This window comes from Acinetobacter sp. USHLN143 (assembly GCF_037145695.1).
Lineage (GTDB): Bacteria > Pseudomonadota > Gammaproteobacteria > Pseudomonadales > Moraxellaceae > Acinetobacter > Acinetobacter fasciculus.
The window spans coordinates 53,735-76,679 of sequence record NZ_JBBCWZ010000006.1 but is presented as its reverse complement, the minus strand read 5'-3'; the positions used below and the strand labels follow the sequence as shown (position 1 = coordinate 76,679).

At 45.5% G+C, this 22,945-nt stretch carries 24 protein-coding genes and 2 pseudogenes; 17 read left to right on the top strand and 9 right to left on the bottom strand.

The features are described from left to right. Positions 1-236: 236 nt before the first annotated feature. Positions 237-1,250 (bottom strand): CorA family divalent cation transporter, encoded by a 1,014-nt coding sequence (locus tag WFH18_RS03425; RefSeq protein WP_004732304.1) that lies wholly within the window; start codon positions 1,248-1,250, stop codon positions 237-239. A gap of 152 nt (positions 1,251-1,402) precedes the next feature. Here WFH18_RS03425 and WFH18_RS03420 point away from each other — a divergent pair, with 152 nt between their 5' ends. Next, entirely contained in the window at positions 1,403-1,993 is a 591-nt protein-coding gene (locus WFH18_RS03420; protein ID WP_004732303.1) for a TIGR00730 family Rossman fold protein, read from the top strand. A 30-nt stretch (positions 1,994-2,023) separates the two neighbouring features. Next, on the top strand, positions 2,024-2,425 hold the full coding sequence (locus tag WFH18_RS03415) for an NUDIX hydrolase (protein ID WP_004732301.1): 402 nt from the start codon (positions 2,024-2,026) through the stop codon (positions 2,423-2,425). Between the two features lie 4 nt (positions 2,426-2,429). On the opposite strand, the gene WFH18_RS03410 is transcribed toward WFH18_RS03415, so the two are convergent. Further along, positions 2,430-3,065: a ComF family protein gene (locus WFH18_RS03410; protein ID WP_004732299.1), complete on the bottom strand. Its 636-nt coding sequence runs from the start codon at positions 3,063-3,065 to the stop codon at positions 2,430-2,432. After that, positions 3,052-5,097 carry an ATP-dependent DNA helicase RecG gene (gene recG, locus WFH18_RS03405; protein WP_004732297.1) on the bottom strand — a complete coding sequence of 682 codons (2,046 nt, stop codon included), beginning with the start codon at positions 5,095-5,097 and terminating at the stop codon, positions 3,052-3,054. Before recG ends, WFH18_RS03410 begins: the two co-directional genes overlap by 14 nt. A 33-nt stretch (positions 5,098-5,130) precedes the next feature. On the opposite strand from recG, the gene WFH18_RS03400 reads away from it, so the two are divergent. Further along, the gene (locus WFH18_RS03400) at positions 5,131-5,946 is read left to right on the top strand and encodes an NAD-dependent epimerase/dehydratase family protein (RefSeq protein WP_004732295.1); all 816 of its coding nucleotides are present in this window, start codon (positions 5,131-5,133) and stop codon (positions 5,944-5,946) included. Between the two features lie 239 nt (positions 5,947-6,185). Here the strand turns inward: WFH18_RS03400 and plsB are convergent, their stop codons facing one another. After that, on the bottom strand, positions 6,186-8,753 hold the full coding sequence (gene plsB / locus WFH18_RS03395) for a glycerol-3-phosphate 1-O-acyltransferase PlsB (protein WP_121979840.1): 2,568 nt from the start codon (positions 8,751-8,753) through the stop codon (positions 6,186-6,188). Between the two features lie 282 nt (positions 8,754-9,035). On the opposite strand from plsB, the gene WFH18_RS03390 reads away from it, so the two are divergent. Both WFH18_RS03390 and WFH18_RS03385 read left to right on the top strand, forming a co-directional pair. Next, complete coding sequence (locus tag WFH18_RS03390; protein WP_004645045.1) at positions 9,036-9,908, top strand: acyl-CoA thioesterase; 873 nt, start codon at positions 9,036-9,038, stop codon at positions 9,906-9,908. A 173-nt stretch (positions 9,909-10,081) separates the two neighbouring features. Then, on the top strand, positions 10,082-11,329 hold the full coding sequence (locus WFH18_RS03385) for a dicarboxylate/amino acid:cation symporter (protein ID WP_017397874.1): 1,248 nt from the start codon (positions 10,082-10,084) through the stop codon (positions 11,327-11,329). 277 nt (positions 11,330-11,606) lie between these two features. On the opposite strand, the pseudogene yihA reads toward WFH18_RS03385, so the two are convergent. From yihA to WFH18_RS03360, 5 genes and pseudogenes are all read right to left on the bottom strand, one after another. Continuing rightward, positions 11,607-12,383 (bottom strand): annotated as a pseudogene (gene yihA, locus WFH18_RS03380) (ribosome biogenesis GTP-binding protein YihA/YsxC); the annotation flags it as partial. Positions 12,384-12,488: 105 nt separating this feature from the next. Further along, positions 12,489-12,929, bottom strand: a complete 441-nt coding sequence (locus WFH18_RS03375) for an RrF2 family transcriptional regulator (protein ID WP_004732285.1) — start codon at positions 12,927-12,929, stop codon at positions 12,489-12,491. A gap of 97 nt (positions 12,930-13,026) precedes the next feature. Next, on the bottom strand, positions 13,027-13,788 hold the full coding sequence (locus WFH18_RS03370; RefSeq protein ID WP_004281516.1) for a globin domain-containing protein: 762 nt from the start codon (positions 13,786-13,788) through the stop codon (positions 13,027-13,029). Positions 13,789-13,941: 153 nt separating this feature from the next. Next, positions 13,942-15,492 (bottom strand): helicase HerA-like domain-containing protein, encoded by a 1,551-nt coding sequence (locus WFH18_RS03365; RefSeq protein ID WP_004732283.1) that lies wholly within the window; start codon positions 15,490-15,492, stop codon positions 13,942-13,944. Positions 15,493-15,510: 18 nt separating this feature from the next. Next, complete coding sequence (locus WFH18_RS03360) at positions 15,511-16,713, bottom strand: PLP-dependent transferase (protein WP_005249895.1); 1,203 nt, start codon at positions 16,711-16,713, stop codon at positions 15,511-15,513. Positions 16,714-16,876: 163 nt separating this feature from the next. On the opposite strand from WFH18_RS03360, the gene WFH18_RS03355 reads away from it, so the two are divergent. The 12 genes and pseudogenes from WFH18_RS03355 (at position 16,877) to rpsQ (ending at position 22,919) form a co-directional block, all read left to right on the top strand. Beyond that, positions 16,877-17,611 (top strand): type 1 glutamine amidotransferase, encoded by a 735-nt coding sequence (locus tag WFH18_RS03355; RefSeq protein ID WP_004732279.1) that lies wholly within the window; start codon positions 16,877-16,879, stop codon positions 17,609-17,611. A 272-nt stretch (positions 17,612-17,883) separates the two neighbouring features. Beyond that, complete coding sequence (rpsJ, locus tag WFH18_RS03350; RefSeq protein ID WP_000070912.1) at positions 17,884-18,195, top strand: 30S ribosomal protein S10; 312 nt, start codon at positions 17,884-17,886, stop codon at positions 18,193-18,195. Positions 18,196-18,255: 60 nt separating this feature from the next. Next, positions 18,256-18,894 carry a 50S ribosomal protein L3 gene (rplC, locus tag WFH18_RS03345; protein ID WP_004645054.1) on the top strand — a complete coding sequence of 213 codons (639 nt, stop codon included), beginning with the start codon at positions 18,256-18,258 and terminating at the stop codon, positions 18,892-18,894. A gap of 11 nt (positions 18,895-18,905) precedes the next feature. Then, positions 18,906-19,508, top strand: coding sequence for a 50S ribosomal protein L4 (gene rplD, locus WFH18_RS03340; RefSeq protein WP_004281511.1), 603 nt, complete (start codon positions 18,906-18,908; stop codon positions 19,506-19,508). Continuing rightward, positions 19,505-19,825: a 50S ribosomal protein L23 gene (gene rplW / locus WFH18_RS03335; RefSeq protein ID WP_004281510.1), complete on the top strand. Its 321-nt coding sequence runs from the start codon at positions 19,505-19,507 to the stop codon at positions 19,823-19,825. Before rplD ends, rplW begins: the two co-directional genes overlap by 4 nt. A gap of 11 nt (positions 19,826-19,836) precedes the next feature. After that, entirely contained in the window at positions 19,837-20,661 is an 825-nt protein-coding gene (gene rplB, locus WFH18_RS03330; RefSeq protein WP_004281509.1) for a 50S ribosomal protein L2, read from the top strand. A gap of 19 nt (positions 20,662-20,680) precedes the next feature. Then, positions 20,681-20,956, top strand: coding sequence for a 30S ribosomal protein S19 (gene rpsS, locus WFH18_RS03325; protein WP_004281508.1), 276 nt, complete (start codon positions 20,681-20,683; stop codon positions 20,954-20,956). Between the two features lie 11 nt (positions 20,957-20,967). Then, positions 20,968-21,297: a 50S ribosomal protein L22 gene (gene rplV / locus WFH18_RS03320; RefSeq protein WP_001982638.1), complete on the top strand. Its 330-nt coding sequence runs from the start codon at positions 20,968-20,970 to the stop codon at positions 21,295-21,297. A 1-nt stretch (position 21,298) separates the two neighbouring features. Then, positions 21,299-22,115, top strand: a pseudogene (rpsC, locus tag WFH18_RS03315) (30S ribosomal protein S3). Beyond that, entirely contained in the window at positions 22,055-22,468 is a 414-nt protein-coding gene (gene rplP, locus WFH18_RS03310; RefSeq protein WP_004281506.1) for a 50S ribosomal protein L16, read from the top strand. The pseudogene rpsC and the gene rplP overlap by 61 nt, the downstream one beginning before the upstream one ends. Continuing rightward, positions 22,468-22,665, top strand: a complete 198-nt coding sequence (gene rpmC, locus WFH18_RS03305; protein WP_004281505.1) for a 50S ribosomal protein L29 — start codon at positions 22,468-22,470, stop codon at positions 22,663-22,665. Before rplP ends, rpmC begins: the two co-directional genes overlap by 1 nt. After that, a complete protein-coding gene (rpsQ, locus tag WFH18_RS03300; RefSeq protein ID WP_004281504.1) occupies positions 22,662-22,919 on the top strand; it encodes a 30S ribosomal protein S17 in 258 nt (85 codons plus the stop codon). The genes rpmC and rpsQ overlap by 4 nt, the downstream gene beginning before the upstream one ends. The last annotated feature ends 26 nt before the right edge of the window (positions 22,920-22,945 follow it).

Genomic DNA, 22,945 nt, shown 5'->3' with positions numbered 1-22,945 from the left:
CAAGGCTGTTATAGCGCTTGACAAGACGCTGATCCAGGCCAGAGATGTTAAATTGAAGAGCATGCTCTTCAATTTAACGCAAAGTTCAGGAATTGTGTAGATACCTATGCCTAAAAGGAGAGGGAAATTCCTCTCTAAATTTATGGAGAGAAATGATATTTTTAAAAACTACTATCTCAATAAATATTGGAAGTGCTCTCTCCCTATGGGAGAGAGTTAGAGAGAGGGTGAAGAAATTAAATCCACTTCTTCCATCTAAAGTAAATCAATGGCCCGATTAAAAAGCCGATCAAAATAATACTGACCATAATGAAGCTCATGGAGCCTTGTGCAAAAGGCAGAACTTCGGTATTCATGCCATAAATACTGGCAATGAGCATCGGCGGTGCAAGCATACTTGGCAGGATCGAGAATCGACGAATCGTATCGTTCTGTTCCGTGTTAATGAATCCGGACGTGGTATCGAGCAGGAAGCGCACTTTCTGAAACAGGAAGGCATCATGTTCAACCAGCGAGCGCACATCTTCACTGAGTTCTCGGATATCCGCATCATAAATATGACTGCCCAAGGCGCGTGGACGAGACAGGAAAGTCAGAACACGACGTAAATCGATCAGACAGAGCTGCGCTTTACCAAGCATATCTTCCAGTTGAGCCAGACGGGTAATCATGTCATCCAGATCGAGAATCTGCTCGCGATGGCGATTATTCAACACTTCAGTTGAATATTTCTCTAAATCTTTATGTACATCTTCCAGAATATCGGCCAGCTCATCCAGTTTGGCTTCGAGCAGGCCCAATAAAATCCAGGTTGGATCTTTATAATCGATTTCATAATCATTGCGGCGCGCACGGGCACGGAAGGCACGAAAGGCCACCAGCTTTTCGCCACGCAAGGTAAACAGACGGTCCTTATGCAGAATGAATGCTACGGTTTGTACCGTCGCCAGCATGCTGGATTCATCTTCGTTTTCGTTCTCGACCTGATAGTTTTTATTTTTGGTTAAAAAATAGGTACTGATATGCAAAATACCGTCATCATCACGGTAAAATCGGGCACTAGAGGAGATATCTTCCAGCGATTTTAAGGTCGGTAAGTTTTGCGCATAGGCATCTAGAATCCATTGCTGCTCTTCTTGTGAAGGTGCAATCAGATCAAGCCATACTAAATCTGGATGCAGGTCGAAATCACCATTAATCGTGATATCTTCTAAGCTACCGCGCTCTGTGGCGTAAAAGGCTTCAAGCATGCTGTCTTTTCTCCCTGGCGCAGTATGTGAATTGGAATGGGTGTATTTTAGACAAGGAATTGAATAAAAACACTGATATTAAGCAGTTATTTTTGGAAAAAACGCGCTTGCAGCGATTTCGTACAATATAGCGTCAATTGGAGAGTGAAATGATGAATTCTATCGCAATTTTTTGTGGTTCAGCACTGGGCTCCGATCCTCTCTATGCCCAGATTGCCGAAAAGGTTGGCCAAACCTTGGCAGCAAGACATCAGACGCTGGTCTATGGCGGTGGTCGTTCTGGTTTGATGGGGATTATCGCTGATAGTGCTTTGGCTGCTGGTGGCAAGGTGATTGGTGTAATTCCAAGACAGTTGGTCAATCGTGAACTGGCGCATCCGCATATTACCGAGCTATTTGTGGTCGATAATATGCACGAACGTAAAACCCGCATGTCGGAACTGGCACAGGGATTTATTGCCATTCCGGGTGGTGCAGGAACGTTGGAAGAAATTTTTGAACAATGGACCTGGGCACAGTTGGGAATTCATAAAAAGCCTTGTGCTTTTTTAAATGTAGATGGTTTCTATGATGATTTACTCAAATTTATCCATATGACGACCGAGAAAGGTTTTACCAAAGCGCGCTTTAGCGATGCTTTAATTGTGAGTGATAATCTGGATGATATTTTGCGCCAGTTTGAAAGTTATCAGCCGCCTGAAGCGAAATGGGGTATGGTCGATCAGACCGATCTTGTAAAATAAGCTGTCCACAGCATGATTTGTAGAAAATAAATGAAAGTGATTACGGTGGCTGCAGCCATTATTTTAAATGAAGCGCAGCAACTGCTGGTGGTTCGTAAAAAAGGGACGTCCTGCTTTATGCAGGTTGGTGGCAAGCTGGAGCCAAATGAAGCACCAGAAGCAACGATGTTGCGTGAAATTCAGGAAGAAATTGGCACACAGGCACAGATTCAGCAATTCATTGGGCGTTTTGAAACCCAGACGGCGAATGAACCAGATCATCAACTGGTGAGTTATGTCTATTGGGTAAGTCTGGATCAAGCACCAAAAATTGAAGCGGAAATTGCCGAAATGAAATGGGTCGATCTGGATGAAAAAGAGCTACGACTCGCACCCTTGACCACTGAAATTGTGATTCCTTGGGTGAAGTCGCAGTTACTCGCCCAAGCTTAAATTTTCAGATTTGAGCACCTGCCAGACAGGCTGCATAAACTTTTTGACAGCCCAGTTGTTCAAGTGTTTGGCTCAGTGCTCGAATCGAGCTGCCGGTCGTCACCACATCATCAATAATCAGCACCCGACGGTAACGCAGCTTGGAAATGGTACTGATCTGGAATTGTGATTGGATGTCTTCAATCCGCTCCAGCCGGCTTAGGCCCTTTTGCGAGTGTTGTTTCATTCGTCGAACAGGTTGCCAGATGGGTACATTCAGCTTTTTCGCCACATGTTTTGCCAGCACCAGAGATTGATTATACCCGCGCTCTGCCAGACGCTCATTCGAGATCGGCATCGGTACAATTGCACTGACTTTAGGCAGGTCTAAACTTAACAGCGCACCTGCCAGTAAATTTTGCAAATGCAGTGTCTGTTCATATTTAAACAGTTGAATCAGCCGGTCCATCGGATAGGCATAGTCGCAGGCAATCTGTAACTGCATTTCCTGCCGTTGAATGGTTTGATGTGCCCAGGGTAATTGTCGCCAGCAATCTTCACAGACTGAATGAATGGACTGATGATCGGTCAGACAGAGCTGGCAGGGCTGTAAGCGGGTCAGCCAGGATTTTCCATGTTGCAGTAATTTAAACATAGGCATAGCGCGGTGCTTCCGGTAGCCAGCGTTGCAATAATGCTTCGGCCTGATCGGGATAATCCTTGAGCATCTGCTGAGCCACATAATGTGCCTGATTGAGCAGGTGATCATCACGTTCAAGTTTGGCCACACGGAAATTCATGTCCCCGGTCTGTTTGGTCCCGAGCAGCTCACCCGGGCCACGTAACTCCAGATCTTTCTCGGCAATCATAAAACCATCATTGGTTTCGCGCATGATTCTTAAACGTTCCTGACCATTTTGCGAAAGTGGATGCTTATACAGCAGGGCACAGAAGCTGGCTTTGGCGCCACGACCGACCCGGCCACGTAGCTGATGCAATTGAGATAGACCCAGACGCTCGGCATTTTCAATCACCATAATGGAGGCATTGGGTACATCGACGCCGACTTCGATCACGGTGGTGGCAATCAGGAGCTGTAATTCATTATTTTTAAACTGCTGCATTACCGCCTGTTTTTCATCGGCTTTCATCTTGCCATGTACCAGTCCGATATTCAGCGCAGGAAAGCGCTCGCGAATTTCGGTAAAAGTCGCTTCGGCAGCTTGAGCATCTAGGGTTTCGGATTGCTCTACCAGGGTGCAGACCCAGTAGGCCTGCTTACCTTCAGCACAGTTGCTGGCAATCCGTTGCAAGACTTCTTCGCGTCGATCTAATGGAATGGTCACGGTCTGAATCGGGGTACGGCCCGGCGGAAGCTCGTCAATCACCGAGGTATCCAGATCACCATAGGCAGACATGGCCAGTGTGCGGGGAATCGGAGTCGCAGTCATCACCAGTTGATGCGGAGACATACCATCTAGCCCTTTATTTCTGAGTGCAAGGCGCTGATCCACACCAAAGCGGTGCTGTTCATCAATAATCACCAGACCCAGTTTGGCAAACTCGACATTTTCCTGAAACAGGGCATGCGTTCCGATCACCAGATGGGCGCTGCCATCCCGAATCACCTGTTCCGCTGCGGCGCGAGCTTTACCTTTTTGCTTGCCGGAAAGCCAGGCCACATTTAAGCCCAAAGGCTCAAACCAGCGTTTAAAATTCAGATAATGCTGCTCGGCCAGAATCTCGGTCGGTGCCATCAAGGCCACTTGCCAGCCTTCCTCTAAGGCATGGCAGGCTGCGACACCGGCCACTAGGGTTTTACCTGCACCAACATCGCCTTGCACCAGACGCAACATCGGTTTATTGCTTTTTAAATCCTGCACGATTTCTCTGGATACACGTTTTTGCGCACCGGTCATTTCAAAAGCCAGACTGGCTAAGAGCTGTTTGGCATAGGTTTTACTGGGCGCAAATGAAGGCGCTTCGACTTGCTGAATAAAGGCCCGACGTGTCAATAAACTGATCTGATGCGCCACCAGCTCTTCAAAGATCAGGCGTTGCTGTGCAGGATGCGAGCCTTGTGCCAGCTGCAGCATATTGGCGTTGACTGGTGGATGATGGATATATTCCAGTGCCTGTTTCAGCGCATAACCGTTACTAAATTTTGCTGGCAGCAATTCAGGCAGATGGTCGCTATACTGAGCCAAGGCCTGCTGAATATAATCCCGTATTTTTGGCTGGGTCAGACCTTCAGTCGCAGGGTAAATCGCCGTGAGCTGGGTTTGAGGTAAAGGTGTGTCCTCAGTAATGACTTGCAGTTCGGGATGATACATTTCCAGACCGCGCGCACCAACCCGCACTTCACCAAAAATTCTTAAACGGTTACCCAGTTTGCAGCGGTCAGTAATGCCTTTATAAATATGATAAAAACGTAAAGTGACTTTGCCAAAATCATCATCTAGCAGCACAGCCATGGATTTGCGTTTGCCAGGGGGGAAATCCACACCTTTAACGATGCCTTCCAGCAGATAGCTGTGTCCCACGCTCAATTGATTCATAGGAATGATCGTGCTACGGTCTTCATAGTCACGTGGTAGATGAAAAAGCAAATCATCAGTATTGAAGATATTTAGTTTTTCGAGTAATGCAGCGGCGGCATTGCCAACGCCTTGTAACTGATGGACTGCAGCCATGTCCCCTCAACCAGATTTGTGATTCGGTGCTCAATGCATATTTTATTTATCGGTTATGGTAAAACATCCCGACGTGTGGCTAAACAACTATTTGAGCAAGGTCATCAAATTAGCACAATTAGCCAGAGTCCCAAAACAGATTCATTCGCAACTCATCTGATTCAGGATGTGCATCAACTGGATTTAACAGCAGTTCCTCCGATTGACTGGGTCTATGTATTACTTAGTCCAAAACAAAGTACGGTTGAAGGCTATCAGCAGACTTATCTGGATTCGGTTCAACCTATTGTGGCTGCCTTGAAACAGCATCCGGTGAAGCGGATTATGGTGGTGTCATCGACACGAGGGTATGGACAAGATTCCGGTGAAATCGTAGATGACGAAACTAAAATTCACCCGAATGATGCTCAGGGCAAAATCTTGCAGCAGATGGAGCAGGCTTATTTCACTGCTTATCCTGAGCAATCTACCATCATTCGTCCGAGCGGCATTTACGGTACTTCAGTTGCGCGTCTGCAAAAAATGGCTGCTTCTATGACGTGCTATCCAAATTTGCACTGGTCCAACCGGATTCATATTGAAGATTTATCACGTTTCTTGTCACATATGATTCATGTGGAACATCCGGAATCTTCTTATATTGTGACCGATAACCAGCCAAAATTATTGCATGAAATATTGCAATGGTTCCAACAGCAGCTGGGACTTCCTTTGTTGCAAGTAGAAAGTGAGCAGGTGACAGGTAAGAAACTTTATGCGACTCGAATGCAGAAAATGGGATTTGAGTTAGAGCATCCAGATTGTTATGAGGATTATTTGGGGGTGATGAGGAAAAATAATCCCTCCTAGCCTCCCTTTTTAAAGGGAGGAATCCCCCTCCTTTTCAAAGGAGGGGTTAGGGGAGGATTTTATTTAAAAGACCTCTCCCTATCCTCACTTGCACTTCGTTTTAAAAGCCGTGCTTTAAAACTCGCTCAGGAGAGGGAATACTCATATTTAAATAATGGCATTAGCTTTCCAATTTTCACTTCTTATAAATTCTTAAATAAAAAGAGAGGCCTTAGCCTCTCTTTTTATTTAATTTAAACTTACTTCTTTTTCCGCTTCGCACGTTTCTTGGCTTGTTCAGCCGCAACTGCATCCAAAGCTTCTTTCAGTTCTTCATCCGTAAAGTCGGTGATGTGATGCAACATCTGCAACTTCACTTCATCCAATACCAAATCTGCATATTGCGCCACATTCGTCAGCTGTTCATCAAAGACAATCGCATTGTCTTCATTGGTACACAGATAACCTTTTTGGGTTAAGACTTTAATAAAGCTCTGGAATAGGGCTTTGTCGAAGAACTCAGGTGAGTTGAACTCATATAGCACAGACAGGCGTTGACCAACCAGGTAACTGAGCTCTTCGACCTGACGGGTCGAGATATTGCCAGAACCACGTTGGGTAATCAGTGCCAAAGTCATGTAATAACGTTCCAGACTTTGAGTTACGGGCGCAGCCAGAATTTCAAGCTGATGATGCGCTTCCGTATTCGGTGCCGGTGCAATCAGGTTTTCACCATCTTGTGTAATCAGTTTCGAGGCAATTAAGCTGTCAATATGCGCATTCACTTGATCCTGAATTTCATCTTCATGCCATTTTAAGAACAGTTCGGCTTTGAGGAATGGATACAGGGTACTACTGATATTCACGACATTATGACGGCGAATGGTACCGTTATGTTCAACTAGGGCGGCTATCAGGGAGGGCAGCACAAAAGTGTGCACAATATTATTGCGGAAATAGGTCAGCAGAACGGCCTGATTGTCTTCAATGGCAATGATATCGCCCAGTACATGCTTGACTCGCTTGATCAGTTTCAGCTTCATTGCGTAGGCAATAATTTCCTTGCCAGAAAGTGGCGTCACCTGCATGCGCTCATCATAAGGCAGGGCAGCCAGCAAGGTGCGATAGGTATCTAGCTGTTTGATACAGATCTCTTCATCCAGCGTATGTTTCGGCGTAGCCAGCAAGATTAAAGACAATAACGATACCGGATTGATCACCACCGCACTGTTGATATTTTCCAGAATAGCCTGTGCCGAGCTATTCACCGCATCAGAAACCGCTTGTGGAATCGGATCGTCATTCTTTTCGATTTTGATATTTTCTGCGCCATGCTGTTTCAGAATGTCATCCAGAAATACCGGGTTCCCGAAGTTTAGGTGCACCTTGCCAAAAATACGTTCAATCTTGCGCAGGGTTTTCAAAATACCAAAAATAGACTCGGCTTCTTTTGGCTTGCCACTCATCTCACCGACATAGGTACCACCTTCCATTAGGCGTTCATAGCCGATATAGGTCGGTACAAACACAATCGGTTTGGATTTGCCACGTAAATGACCATGCACGGTCATTGCCAGCATCCCGGTTTTTGGCGGTAGCAAACGACCGGTACGTGAACGGCCCCCTTCAATAAAGTACTCGAGCGGGGTATTACGTGACAGGACGCTATACAGATATTCTTTAAACACCGTGGTATAGAGCGCATTGCCGCGGAAAGTACGGCGAATAAAGAAAGCGCCACCACCGCGCAAAATCTGACCGACAAAAGGCATATTCAGGTTATCGCCCGCAGCGATATACGGCACCATCAAGCCACGACGATAGATCACATAAGACAATAACAAATAGTCAATGTGACTGCGGTGACATGGGGTATAGACAATTTCATAATCCTTGGCCAGTTCACGCACGGTACTGAAATTATGCACTTCCACGCCGTCATAAAGCTGGGTCCATAAGCGGGTCAGGGCCTTGTCGGCAAAACGTACGGTAGAATGAGAATAGTCGGAAACGATTTCGTTCAGATAACCGATGGCGCGACGTTCAGACTCCAGCATCGAGATTTTGCTACGAATACTGTCATTGCGAATCGCTGCCTGTACATCTGGTGACTTGATCAGGCCATGCATGACATTACGGCGGTCGGACAGATCCGGCCCGAGAATGACTTCGCGCTGACCATCCAGGTAATCATTTAAAGTGCTGACAATATAGGTGGCCGGCGCTGAATTTGGATACGTCTCTTTAGCAAAGTTAATCAAGGTGCGTAAAGACTGCGATTCATGGAACTCTAAATAAGACTGGCGACCATGCAGGCCGATATTGACCAGTTGTTTGACCCGGCTTGGCGTAGACCAGGTATCGGTAAATAAAAGCTTAAACCAGGAATCTTCTTTCTCCGGTTCACGTCCCCAAAGTACTGTTACCGGTACCAGTTCGACATCCAGTTCAGGATGCTGTTCCAGGATTTCAATCAGGCGTAACAGGCGCGGCGGGAAAGCATGCGGTGGTGAGCTGAGCAGATTATTTTCATCATGATGCTGTAAAAACAGTACTGATGCTTTTTCCTTACTGTTACCGAGTTGCATTGGATCAAGTGCAGCCGGCAATTTTAAGCGGCGCGTTTCTGCATCGACAACCAGTGCATTACTACGTGAATGGTTCTGTAAAACGTAGCAGACCAGCTTTTGCGATTCTGCTGCAGTCTGATCAGATTTAGGTACTGTCACTTCACTTGGTACTTCCCCAAGAACATGAGGGGTAACCACAAGATCAAGTAACTTACTTGAAAGCTTGCGATACATTTGACCAAAGCCATTCTTGGACATAGCTGCTCCTAATTTTACTGACCAAAACCACAGGACTTCTGAGGGAATTTATTTTGCGGGTTTCTAAAGCGAAACAATATATCTTTTTTTAACAACTTCAACAGAAGTGCTTCAATTTTAGCGTGAAAGCAGGTGCTTTTCCTAGTCACTTATGACATCAGTATGACAGAACAGTCATGCAAACTTTAGAGTTTCGGTCTGATTTTGTGGCAGAATATTCCAGATCAATTATTTAGATCCGTTTTTCCATTTTGGATATCTCCAATATTAGATAGGTTGCTTATGAATGCCTTAACACAGGAACTGGTCGAGCTGCTCAGCTTAGAAAAGTTAGAAGAAAACATTTTCCGGGGAATCAGCCGGAATCTGGTGGGCAAGCGCGTGTTCGGTGGGCAGGTTTTAGGGCAGGCACTACGCGCCGCGTCTTATACCACAGACCGTCCAGCACATTCATTACATGCCTATTTTCTGTTTGGCGGGGATGTCAATGCACCGATTATTTATGAAGTGGATCGTATCCGTGACGGCAAGAGCTTTGTCAGCCGTCAGGTGCGCGCTATTCAGCATGGCCGTACCATTTTCATGTGTATGGTGTCTTTCGCGCATCAGGAAGAGGGCCTGAATTACCAGATTTCAGAGCCTGAATATCCACCGGCAGAAAGCCTGAAAAATGAAGCAGAGCTGATCAAGCAGATTATTGAGTTTATTCCGGAAAATGTTCGTGCATCTTTCACTCGTGATCGTCATGTGGAAATTCGTCCGGTCAATCCGCAAAATCCATTCCAGCCTCAACCTGAAGCACCGTCTTATGCGCACTATATCCGTACGCATGACCGTATTGCTGCAGAAGTCGATCAGATCTCCTTGCATCAGGCCATTGCTGCTTTCTATTCTGACTTTACCTTGATGACCACGGCGCTTCGTCCACATGGTCTGAGTTATATTTCGCCAAGCTTACAATGTGCCAGTATTGACCATGCCATGTACTTCCATAAACCATTCCGTGCGGATGAATGGATGCTTTACGATATGGATGCCACCCAGAGCGCCAGTTCGCGCGGCCTGAATTTTGGCCGGATGTGGCAGAACGGCGAGCTGGTCTGCAGTACCTCTCAGGAAGGTCTGATCCGCTTACGTGAAATCGAAACACAATAAGTTTGTAGTCTGTCAAAAAGCCGAATCCTAGATTGGGTTTTTTGTTTTTAAGCCGGATGAAAAAGGCCATTTGATGCCATGCTTCAACCATGCGTTTATAAAATATTACTCGATTCTATAGACACTGCATGGCATAGTGCGGCTTAAGATCAATATTAAAAATGCATGAAAAGATGAGCTTAAATACGCAAATTTTAATTGCCGCCGTATTGGGGGTGCTGTTTGGATTTCTATTGACGATATTTCCGCAGACCTCATTTTTTGATATCAGCTTATATGGCATCGGCATCGTCAGCAGTATTTTTATTGGCTTGTTAAAAATGCTGTTAGTGCCGCTGATTTTTAGCTCGATCGTGGTCGGCGTATCCAATCTGCAGGCGGGTGGGCAGCTAAGCCGCACCTGGAAAATTACCCTGATGTGCTGTGTGACCACCACTACCTTGGCACTTATTTTAGGTCTGGCGTGTGCGCATCTGTTTGATGTCGGTAAGGGTGTGGATGTGCTGATGTTCCAGGATGCCATGGCACAACATCAAACACCGGATACGCTGACGCCTTCTTCTTTCTTTACCAACTTTATTCAAAATACCTTGATCAATCCCTTTAAAGCATTTTCGGATGGCAATGTCTTGGCGGTAGTAGTCTTTGCGCTATTTGTTGGTGTGGCACTGGTTGCGGGAGGAGATAAATTTCGTACCGTGCGCAAGCTGAGTCACCAGTTTTTCGAAATCATGATGTTGATGATTGGCTGGGTAATGAAACTGGCACCACTCGGTATTTTTGCCTTATTGGCCAAATTAATTGCCACTGAAGATGTTTCGGTTCTTAGTCGTCTGGCTGAATTCGCTGCGGTAGTCACCGGTACGACGATTTTTCATGGCATCGTGGTCTTGCCTTTATTGCTATGGATTTTCGGCAAGATGGATCCGGTCACGTTCTTTAAAGGCACACGTGCTGCCTTGATTACTGCCTTTGCCACCAGTTCCAGTTCGGCCACCATGCCCCTGTCGATGAAATGCGCACAGGAAAATTTAGGGGTACGCCCACATACCGCAGGCTTTGTAATTCCACTTGGGACCCAGTTAAATATGGATGGTACGGCGCTGTATGAAGCAGCTGCAGCTCTGTTTATTGCCAATTTAATGGGGCTGGATCTGAGTCTGGGGCAGCAACTGGTGGTCTGCGCGACTGCGATGATTGCATCCTTAGGTGCACCGGGGATTCCGAGTGCCGGTATGGTGACTATGATTATGGTCTTGCAATCGGTAGGTTTGCCTGCCGAGGCAATTGCCATTCTGTTGCCGATCGACCGTTTACTGGATACCGTACGTACAGTGGTGAATGTTCAGGGAGATATGATGATCAGCGTGGTGGTGGACCGGCATACGCGTGAACCCGATCTTCAAGCTACAGATAGCTAAAACATTTAAAAAAATAAAAAAAAGCAGGTATTTGACCTGCTTTTTTATTTGTACGTTGAGTTTTAATAAATCAAGAATGATCACAGATCATTTAGGTGATATGGTCTTAATCCGCTGAACGCTTATTCTGATTTAGCTCATCTGCCGCTTTAAGCTCGGATTGATCCTGCTCAAGCAATTCCAGCGGTTCTTCAGCTTCATTTAAATCATGAGTCGATACTTCAGCATGCTCAGAATCAGCTTCACTAAGCTCGAGCTCTTCAAGCGGTTCATCAGATTCATTCAAATCATGCGCTGATGCTTCCGGAATGCTGTCCAGATCATATTCAGATGCTTGATCTAAGGTAAAGTTCAAACGGCCACCCATGACGCTGGCCAGTTCTTCTAAACCTTGTTTGTTCATGGAGGAAAACAGTTGAATCGAGAAATCCAGCTTCATCTTTTTCAATGCCGCTTTGACTTCCTGCAAGGCTTTGGATGCAGGACCACGGTTTAGTTTGTCAGATTTGGTCAATAACACATGCACGAACAACTGGCGGGAATAAGCCCATTCCAGCATCATTACATCAAAGTGTTGCAGGGGATGACGGATATCCATCAACAATACCAGGCCTTGCAAGCTTTGACGGTGAATCAGGTAATTTTCCAGTTCTTTTTGCCAGACCAGTTTCATTTTTTCAGGCACAGCCGCATAACCATAACCGGGTAAGTCGACCAGACGCTGATCCGGATTACCCAGGCTGAAAAAGTTGATCATCTGGGTACGGCCAGGTTTTTTCGATGCACGTGCCAACTGTTTCTGGTTGGTCAGGGCATTAATCGCACTAGACTTACCCGCATTCGAGCGGCCGGCAAAAGCAATTTCATAGCCTGTATCTTCTACACAAAGACTGAGTTTGGGTGCACTCATTAAAAATTCGGCTTTGCGTAGCCAGTTGAGTGCGCGCACAGAATATTCAGTAATGGCAGAATCAACTTTTTTCTCGTAGCTGATCTTTTGCTTAGGCGCATGGGCTGTCTTACTGTTTTTGGATTTTCCTCTGCTGTGGTGCATAACTCAACTTCAATAAATGATCTACAATGAAACATTATAAAGGAAGTCGCACAGGCAAGCGAACTTTGCCGCAAGAATAAGTCACAAGACCTGACCCGGAAGACTTTAAAGATTAATCAGGCCGATCGGAGAATTTGTACTGAAACGCGCATTTCGTGGCCTAATCACATCTTTAAGCACATATTGGTCCAGACTGCTATAAAACTGTTCCACCGCATCATCTAAAATACCTTTTAAACCACAGGTCGGACGTAATACGCAGGGTGGGCTATTGCATTCCACTACATTGCTGTCGCGTTGCAGGATCCGCACAATCTGTCCCAGCTGGAGGTTCAGGCTGGCCGGATTTAAACGTATGCCGCCACCTTTACCACGTGTGGTAATCAGCCACTCCTGTTTCGCCATAAAATGCACGATTTTCATGGCATGATTTTGTGAAACCTGTAATCGCTCGGCAAGTTCTGCAATGGTATAGGGGAGATCACGTGGCTGTGCGACATACATCAGAATCCGAAGCGCATAGTCAGTGAATTTATTGAGTTGCATAACGTCAACAGCTAGAAAATGAAAGAATTGAATGTTAAAAGCTCCACGAATGGAGCTTTTAATCAGAATCTGATGCTAGTCTAAACCGTTTTTGCAATTAAAGCTTGAGCGGGGCAGACACTTCAACTACATCACCAACTTTGTAGTGGTCGATCAGTGTCTGTGCAACCGAGAATGCGGTTGGATTTTCTTCCGCTTTCACAGTAATTTGATATTGCTCGTTTTGCGCCTGATCAAAGCTAAACTGTTGTGGTTGACGAATGTGCTGTTCAGGCACCTGTACACGTACTGAAATATGTTCACCGGCTTCAGCACTTGCAATCGCTGCACCATCTTTAGCTTTAAGTGTAAAGATTTTACCTGCGTCGGTATCATTGACTGCTGCTACTTCAAATTCGCGCCAGCCCGCCCAGCCACCATTTTCAGAAGCTAGGGTGGCATATTTAGATTTTTCCACACCAATCAAAATATCTGCCAGTTGCATATACGCTTCTTTCCAGGCTGCAATCAGGTCTGAGTCCATGGGTACATCTAAAACTTCGCTGATCGAGTGCAACAGATTCTCACCGACAATCGCATATTGATCCGGTTGAATATCCAGGCTGACATGTTTAGTGGTAATGCGTTCGATGGCTTTGGCCAAAACGCCCGGATTGGTAATGTTTTCGGCATAGGCAAGTACTGCGGCAGCCAAGGCACGTGGTTGACGGCCAGTACTTTGATGATCCATGTTGAAGGTGTTTTTCAACTCTGGATGGTTTTTCAGCATGCGGTTATAGAAATACGTGGTAAGTGCTACGCCGTTTTCACGTAAAACAGGAACAGTCGCTTGTACAAGTTCAATATGTTGTGGAGTCATGAGAGCCGTCTACAGGTGTTTTTTAAAAGATGTATTTAAATTACATCTTTTAAAATGGCTTTACAATAGCGCATAGTCATAAAACCATAAAAAAATTATGGGATATAAGAATATCCCATAAAAAGTATGATGATGATCGGAAAAGGAGAGGAATTATTTGCGGCCAAACAGCGAACCCAGTAAGCCGCGCACAATTTTCTGCCCAGTACTCCCGCCCAGGCTGCGGGCAGCACTTTTGGCAAAGGTGCCGACAATATCCTGAGTCAGTTTTTCTCGTTGCTTGGCTGCGCGTTCAGCTTCTTTTTGCTGTTCTCGTGCCAGACGTTCCTGTTCTTTAATTTGCTGCTTGGCAAGAGCTGCTTGTTCCTTGCTTTGTTGTTTGGCAAATTCGGCGGCCTGAGCCTGTTGCTGGCGTTCTGCGACCTTGTTTTGCAGCATTTCGTGGGCGCTGTCCCGATCGACTGGCTGCTCATAAATACCGGCGACAATACTTTGCTGCATGAGAGCCTTGCGTTCTTCAAGCGAGATCGGTGTAAAGGATGAATGCGGCGGCATGACCCAGCCACGCTCTACAATTTGTGGAATGCCCTTTTCATCCAGGCAGCTAATTAGAGCCTCACCTACTGCTAACTCGGTAATCACCTGATCGACTTTAAATTCAGGATTGGCTCGGAAAGTCTCTGCTGCGGTTTTCACTGCTTTTTGATCTTTGGGAGTGAAAGCCCGCAAAGCATGTTGAACCCGATTGCCGAGCTGGCCTAAGACACTTTCAGGCAAGTCCAAAGGATTTTGCGTGACAAAATAAATCCCTACACCTTTCGAGCGAATTAGACGCACCACCTGCTCAATTTTTTCTTTCAGGGCAGGGCTGGCATTATCAAACAAGAGATGGGCTTCATCAAAGAAAAACACCAGTTTAGGTTTGTCCAGATCGCCGACTTCGGGAAGCTGTTCAAACAGCTCAGAGAGCATCCAGAGTAAGAACGTGGCATATAGCTTAGGCGTATTCATCAGCTTGTCAGCCGCCAACAAATTGATATTGCCACGTCCTTGACTATCCGTCTGCAAAAAGTCCATCAGATCCAGCGCCGGCTCGCCAAAAAACTGGTCACCGCCTTGGTCAGCCAGTGCTAACAAATTACGTTGAATCGCACCGAGACTGGCGGGTGAAAGATTGCCATATTCAGCTTTAAAGTCAGCCGCATGCTCAGAGACATAACTCAGCATCGCTTTCAGATCTTTAAAGTCGATCAGCAATAAACCCTGATCATCGGCAATCCGAAACACGGCAGATAAAACGCCTTCCTGGGTGTCATTCAGATTCAGTATTTGCGCCAGCAGCAGCGGGCCAATTTCAGAAATGGTAGTGCGAATCGGATGACCCTGTTCGCCAAATAAATCCCAAAACACCACTGGTGAGGCTGCAAAAGGAATGGACTCGATATTGAGACTTTTAATCCGTTCATCAAACTTGGGGCTGCTTTCACCTGCTTTGGCCAGGCTGGACACATCGCCTTTGGCATCGGCGAGGAATACAGGTACACCAATTCGAGAAAAGCTCTCCGCCAATACTTTTAAAGTCACAGTCTTTCCGGTACCAGTGGCACCTGCAATCAAGCCATGTCGATTGGCAAGTTGGGAATGCAGCACAATATCCTGTGTGGTATCCGCAGTTTTTTTAGCTATAACAATTGGTCTACCCATAGCTTTTCCTGTTATTTATTATTCGTTTTTAAGTTTTTTCATTTGTTCTAGTGCATGCTGAATATCTTGAATCAAATCTTCCGGATATTCCAGTCCAATACAGAAACGAACCAGCAAGCCGTCTTTTAAGTGTGAATGTTCCAGCACACGCATGTCTTTTAAGTTATATAGCATGACCAGACTGACAGGGCCACCCCAACTAAAGCCAAGCTTAAACAGTTTTAAGCTATCACAGAAATTCCGGATATCCTGCATTACGTATGTGCTGTCAAAGATCACGCTGACCAGGCCGGCACTATCACCTTGCTTGCAAATTTCTTTCCAGTACTGATGGCCTGCGCTGTCCGGGTCAGCAGGATGCAGCACCTGTACAAACTCGGCTTGCTGTTGAAGCCATGTCATTAATGCCAGTGCACTTTTCGACTGATGTTCATAGCGAAGTTGCATCGAAGCCAGACTGCGTTGTATCTGTGCCACATCATCACCAGAAACACTAATGCCCTGAATGGCATGTGCGCGGAACAGTTTGTGATGCAGGGCCTTATCTCGCGTAACCACCGAGCCCATCAGAATATCACCCCCGCCGCTTGGATATTTGGTCAGTGCATGTACCGTCATATCTACACTTAAATGCTCTTCACTAAAATCAAAGGCATCAAAAGCCAGACCTGCGCCCCAGGTATTATCCAGCGCAGTAAGAATATTGTGTGCCTGAGCTTTTTTCACTAAACCAGCCAGATCCGGAAATTCCAAGGTGACTGAGCCAGCAGCCTCGAGCCAGATCAGTTTGGCTTTATCTGTAGGCTGAAATGTATCAAGCTCTATGGGATTGTAGACCTTAACCGTAATTCCATAACGCTTTTCCAGATTGCGTAAATGTTCCATGTTTGGACCATAGATATTGTCAGCCACCCAAACCTCATCTCCTTGGCTTAAAAAGCAAGAATTCACGAGATTAATCGCGGATAAACCACTAGGTGCGAGCAGGTGATATAAACCACCTTCGAGCTGTGCGATGTTATCGCCCAGCGTAAAGGTCGTAGGCGTGCCATGCGTGCCATAACTATAGTCATAGTCATCGGTCCAATGGCGATTAAACAGGGCATCGGTATTGTTAAAGATAATCGTCGATGCACGATAGAGGGGAGGCTGAATGGTAGAAATCGCTTGAGGAGCCTTTCGTGGTGCATGAATGAGCGCTGTTTGAGGATTTTTTTTCACGTGAATGCTCTCAAATGTAATCAAATATTACTCTAGCTTAAGAGAATCTGTGACTCACTGCCAGTTACGTTGTGAATTGTTTAAAAACAACAAGTCTTATAAAAAGTTGGCTTCATTTTTGCAAAACCTAAATCTATATAGCTAAAAAAATAGGTTGAGGAGCATGAAGTCGTATTTAAAAGTGCATTATTTTCAGCATATTGCTGGTGAAGGTTTTGGTAGTTGTTATGAATTTTTAAAGCAGCATCAGGCGCACATTACAGCGACTGAATTTTTTGCTTTACCCGTGGATCGACCGCTGGAGATCGAGGCGCTGCCTGCAGTGGAAGAGGTGGATTTGCTGATCATTATGGGGGGAACCATGAGTGTGAATGATGAAGCAAATTTCCCTTGGTTAAAAATAGAAAAACGCTGGTTGCGTCGCTATCTTTCGCATGGCAAACCGGCAATTGGCCTGTGTCTGGGTGGGCAGTTGATTGCAAATGCTTTGGGTGCAGGTGTTAGTCGCAATCCAGAACAGGAATTGGGGTGGACCACGGTGCACAGAGTGGCGAATCTACCAGAGACGTGTTTTAGCCTGCCGGAGCAGTTTAATATTCTGCAATGGCACAATGAAACATTTGAATTGCCTAAAGGGGCAGTCCATCTGGCAGAAAATGAAGCCTGTCGTAATCAGATGTACCAGTTGGGTAGAAATGTATTGGGCTTCCAGTTTCATCCGGAAATTACCCCAGAAACACTCGAATTGTTTTTAGAAAATGAAGGAGAGCTTGCACAATTTTCAGGAAAATATGTGCAAAATTTATTTGAATTAAAAAAAACCACGAAGCAAAAATTTATTGAAGGAAATCAGATATTAAATCGTGCTATAGAATATGTTTTGGCAAAAACTGCCTAATATTTACACAATAAACTATTGTTTTAAGTCATAAATTGAAAACTTGGATAAAACCATAAAAGAGATTTGCTTATGCATTAAACAATGGCTATAATAAGCGACCCTTCAATAGGAAGGGGGTTAACTGCGAATAAAGTAGTTAACTATCGTTACAGTCGTGGCATCGATCATGACCTTAGTGATATTTCACTGCTCTTGACACTTGCCCACATAAAGTGGGGTGAGATGCGTCAAGAGTGATTCTTTATATATTTGGCTTGGAGTTTACTGGTATGTCTAACCAGAGAATTCGTATCCGTCTTAAGTCTTTTGATCATCGCCTGATTGATCAATCAGCTCAAGAAATCGTAGAAACCGCAAAACGTACTGGCGCACAAGTGTGTGGTCCAATTCCAATGCCAACACGCATTGAACGTTTTAACGTTTTAACATCACCACACGTAAACAAAGACGCGCGTGACCAGTACGAAATCCGTACTTACAAGCGTTTGATCGACATCGTTCAACCTACAGACAAAACTGTAGATGCATTGATGAAGTTAGATCTTGCAGCTGGTGTTGATGTTCAGATCGCATTGGGTTAAGGCTTTCGGGTTAATTAACACTCTAAGTTAATTAGGCCGCTTTTTTAGAGGTTTATGCACATGGCTATTGGTTTAGTCGGTCGCAAGTGCGGTATGACACGTATCTTTACAGATGCTGGTGTTTCTGTGCCTGTTACAGTGATTGAGGTTGATCCTAACCGCATCACTCAAATCAAAACGCTTGAAACTGATGGTTATCAAGCGATTCAAATCACTACTGGTGAACGTCGCGAATCTCGCGTAACTAACGCTCAGAAAGGCCACTTCGCGAAAGCGGGTGTTGCAGCTGGTCGTCTAGTTCAAGAATTCCGTGCTACAGAAGCTGATCTTGAAGGTCGTGAAGTTGGTGGTACGCTTACCGTTGAATTGTTCCAGGTTGGTCAAGTTGTTGACGTAACTGGTCAATCTAAAGGTAAAGGTTTCCAAGGTGGTGTTAAGCGTTGGAACTTCCGTACGCAAGATGCAACTCACGGTAACTCAGTTTCTCACCGTGTTTTAGGTTCTACTGGTCAAAACCAGACTCCTGGTCGCGTATTCAAAGGCAAAAAAATGGCTGGCCATTTAGGTGCTGAACGCGTAACTACACAGGGTCTTGAGATCGTTGCTATCGACACAGAACGTTCAGTTCTAGTTGTTAAAGGCGCGGTTCCTGGTGCTACTGGTGGCGACGTAATCGTTCGTCCTACGATCAAGGCCTGAGGGGAAATAACGTGAATTTAAATACTGTTTCCGGCTCTGCTGTTGAATTATCAGAAGTTGCGTTCGGTCGTGAATTTAATGAAGCTCTTGTTCACCAAGTGGTTACAGCTTATTTAGCTGGTGGCCGTCAAGGTTCAAAAGCTCAGAAATCACGTGCAGACGTTTCTGGCGGTGGTCGCAAGCCATTCCGTCAAAAAGGTACTGGCCGCGCTCGTGCTGGTTCTATTCGTAGCCCAATCTGGGTTGGCGGTGGTAAAACTTTTGCTGCTCGTCCACAAGACTGGTCTCAAAAAGTAAACCGTAAAATGTACCGCGGTGCTATGCAATGCATCCTGGCTGAACTTGTTCGTCAAGATCGCCTAGTTTTAGTTGAAGAGTTTGCTGTTGCGGCTCCAAAAACTAAAGAATTGCTTGCAAAACTTAACGACTTGAATGCGACTCGCGCATTGATCGTTACTGATGCTGTTGATGAGAACCTGTATCTTGCTGCGCGCAACATTCCACACGTTGATGTGGTTGATGCTGCTGCAATCGATCCGGTTAGCTTGATTGCGTTCGACAAAGTTGTTATGTCTGTAGCTGCTGCTAAGAAAATTGAGGTAGAACTCGGATGAACAACGAACGTATCTATCAAGTCCTGCAAGGACCTGTATTCTCAGAAAAAGCACAAGTTTTAGGTGAAACTGCTGGTGTTCAAGTGTTTAAAGTTGCATTAAATGCAAACAAGCTTGAAATCAAAAAAGCAGTGGAACAACTCTTTGGTGTGGAAGTTGTTAAAGTTAACACTACTATCACTAAAGGTAAGTCTAAACGCTTTGGTAAAACATTAGGACGTCGTTCTGATGTTAAAAAAGCATACGTCACCCTGAAAGCTGGCCAAGATGTTGAAATGGCTGACTTGGGCGATACCGCTGAAAGCACAGCGGAATAAGGACGAGAATTATGCCTATTCAAAAATGTAAGCCAACGTCTCCAGGACGTCGCTTTGTAGAGAAAGTGGTTCACGATCACCTTCACAAAGGCGCACCATACTCTCCGTTGGTTGAAGCTAAAAAACGTACTGGCGGCCGTAATAACAACGGTCACATCACGACTCGTCACGTTGGTGGCGGTCACAAGCAGCACTACCGTCTAGTTGACTTTAAACGTAACAAAGATGGTATTCCTGCAACTGTAGAGCGTATCGAATACGATCCTAACCGTACTGCACACATTGCACTTGTATTGTATGCTGACGGTGAGCGTCGTTATATCATCGCTCCTAAAGGCCTTCGCGCTGGCGATAAAGTACAGTCTGGTAACGATGCTCCAATTCGTCCAGGTAACTGCTTGCCGCTTCGCAACATGCCTATCGGTTCTACTCTTCACAACATCGAACTTAAAATCGGTAAAGGCGCGCAGTTAGCTCGTTCAGCTGGTACTTCAGTTCAGCTGTTGGGTCGTGACGGTTCTTACGCTATCGTTCGTCTGCGTTCAGGCGAGATGCGTAAAATTCACGTTGAATGCCGTGCTGTGTTAGGTGAAGTATCTAACTCAGAAAGCAACCTTCGTTCACTAGGTAAAGCTGGTGCATCACGCTGGCGTGGTGTTCGTCCTACCGTTCGTGGTATGGCGATGAACCCAGTTGACCATCCACATGGTGGTGGTGAAGGGCGTAACAAAGGTATTCAACCTGTAAGCCCATGGGGTCAAAAAGCTAAAGGGTACAAGACACGTACCAATAAGCGTACGACTAAGATGATTATTCGCGACCGTCGCGTTAAGTAACAAGTAAAGGAATCTGACAATGCCTCGTTCTCTGAAAAAAGGCCCATTCGTCGATGCGCACTTGTTCGCTAAGGTTGAAGCGGCTATCGCGGCTAATAACCGTAAGCCGATCAAAACTTGGTCGCGTCGTTCGATGATCCTCCCGGATTTTGTTGGTTTAACAATTTCTGTACACAATGGCCGTAACCACGTTCCTGTGATCGTTTCTGAGCACATGGTTGGTCACAAGCTTGGTGAATTTGCACCAACTCGTACCTATCGCGGTCACGGTGTTGACAAGAAATCTAAACGTTAATGGGTGCTATGATGGAAGTAACTGCTAAATTACGCGGTGCCGCTATCTCGGCACAAAAAGCTCGTTTGGTTGCAGATCTTATCCGCGGCAAATCTGTTGCGCACGCTCTTAACATCCTTAACTTCAGCAACAAAAAAGCTGCAGTTCTAGTTAAGAAAGCGTTGGAATCTGCGATTGCAAACGCTGAACACAATAACAGTTTAGATGTAGACGACCTTAAAGTTTCTACGATCTACGTTGATGAAGGCATGAGCCTGAAACGTATTATGCCACGTGCTAAAGGCCGTGCAGATCGTATTACTAAGCGTACTTGTCACATCACCGTTAAGGTAGGGGTTTGATATGGGTCAGAAGGTTCATCCAATCGGTATCCGCCTAGGTGTTGTGAAACGTCATAACGCTAACTGGTATGCGAATCCGAAACAATACGCTGAATACTTGCTTAAAGATCTTCAAGTTCGTGAGTTTTTGATCAAAAAACTTAAAAACGCGATGATCAGCAACATTCTTATCGAACGCCCTACAGGCGCTGCTAAAGTAACTATTAGCACTGCTCGTCCAGGTATCGTAATCGGTAAAAAAGGCGAAGATATTGAGAAACTACAACGCGAATTGACATCTATCATGGGTGTTCCTGCGCAAGTAAGTATCAATGAAATTGATCGTCCAGACTTAGACGCGCGTCTAGTTGCTGAAGCTATCGCTTCTCAATTAGAAAAACGTGTAATGTTCCGTCGTGCTATGAAGCGTGCGGTACAAAACACAATGCGTGCTGGTGCTAAAGGTATCAAAGTAGAAGTTTCAGGCCGTTTAGGTGGTGCTGAGATTGCTCGTACTGAGTGGTATCGTGAAGGTCGTGTACCTCTACATACGCTTCGTGCAGATATCGACTATGCGACTATGCGTGCTGAGACTACTTACGGTACGATCGGTGTTAAAGTTTGGATCTTCCGTGGTGAGATCTTGGGCGGCATGAAACAAGTCATGAACCCAGCTCCAGCTGAAGAACGTCCAGCTAAACGCGGTCGTGGTCGTGGTGAAGGTCAAGAGCGTCGTGGTCGTCGCAATGATCGTTCTGCTGAAAAAGGAGAATAATCCATGTTGCAACCTAAGCGTACTAAATTCCGTAAAGTGCAGAAAGGCCGTAACACTGGTCTAGCACACCGCGGTAGCACAGTATCTTTCGGTACTATTGCACTTAAATCAGTTGAACGTGGTCAAATGACTGCGCGTCAAATTGAAGCAGCGCGTCGTACAATTAGCCGTCGTATTAAGCGTGGTGGTAAGATCTTTATCCGTGTATTCCCGGACAAACCGATTACTTCTAAGCCTCTTGAAGTGCGTATGGGTAAAGGTAAAGGTTCTGTGGAATATTGGGTTTGCCAAATCAAACCAGGTAAAGTCTTGTACGAAATTGATGGTGTTAACGAAGAATTGGCTCGCGAAGCGTTTACGCTTGCAGCAGCTAAACTTCCGTTTAAAACCGCTATCGTGACTCGGACGGTAATGTAATGAAAACTAAAGATCTACGTGAAAAGTCGGTAGAAGAGTTGACAGCTTTGCTTGATGAGCAACAGCTTAACCAATTCCGTCTTCGTATGGCGAAAGCAACTGGTCAATTGGGTAAATCGCATGAAGTTGCACTTACTCGTCAGACTATTGCTCGTATTAAGACCCTCCTTACCGAAAAACAGGGGAACGGACAATGAGTGATAAAACAGTCCGCACGTTAACTGGCAAAGTTGTAAGCGACAAGATGGATAAATCTATCGTTGTTCTTATTGAACGCCAAGTTCAACACCCGTTGTATGGCAAATTAATCCGCCGTTCAACAAAATTACATGCTCATGATGAGAACAACACAGCTAAAGCTGGTGATGTTGTAACCATTAAAGAAAGCCGCCCAATTTCTAAAACTAAGTCTTGGACTCTAGTTGAAGTTGTTGAAGCAGCTGCTGAGTAATTAACGTTCTTGTTGCATCATCGGTC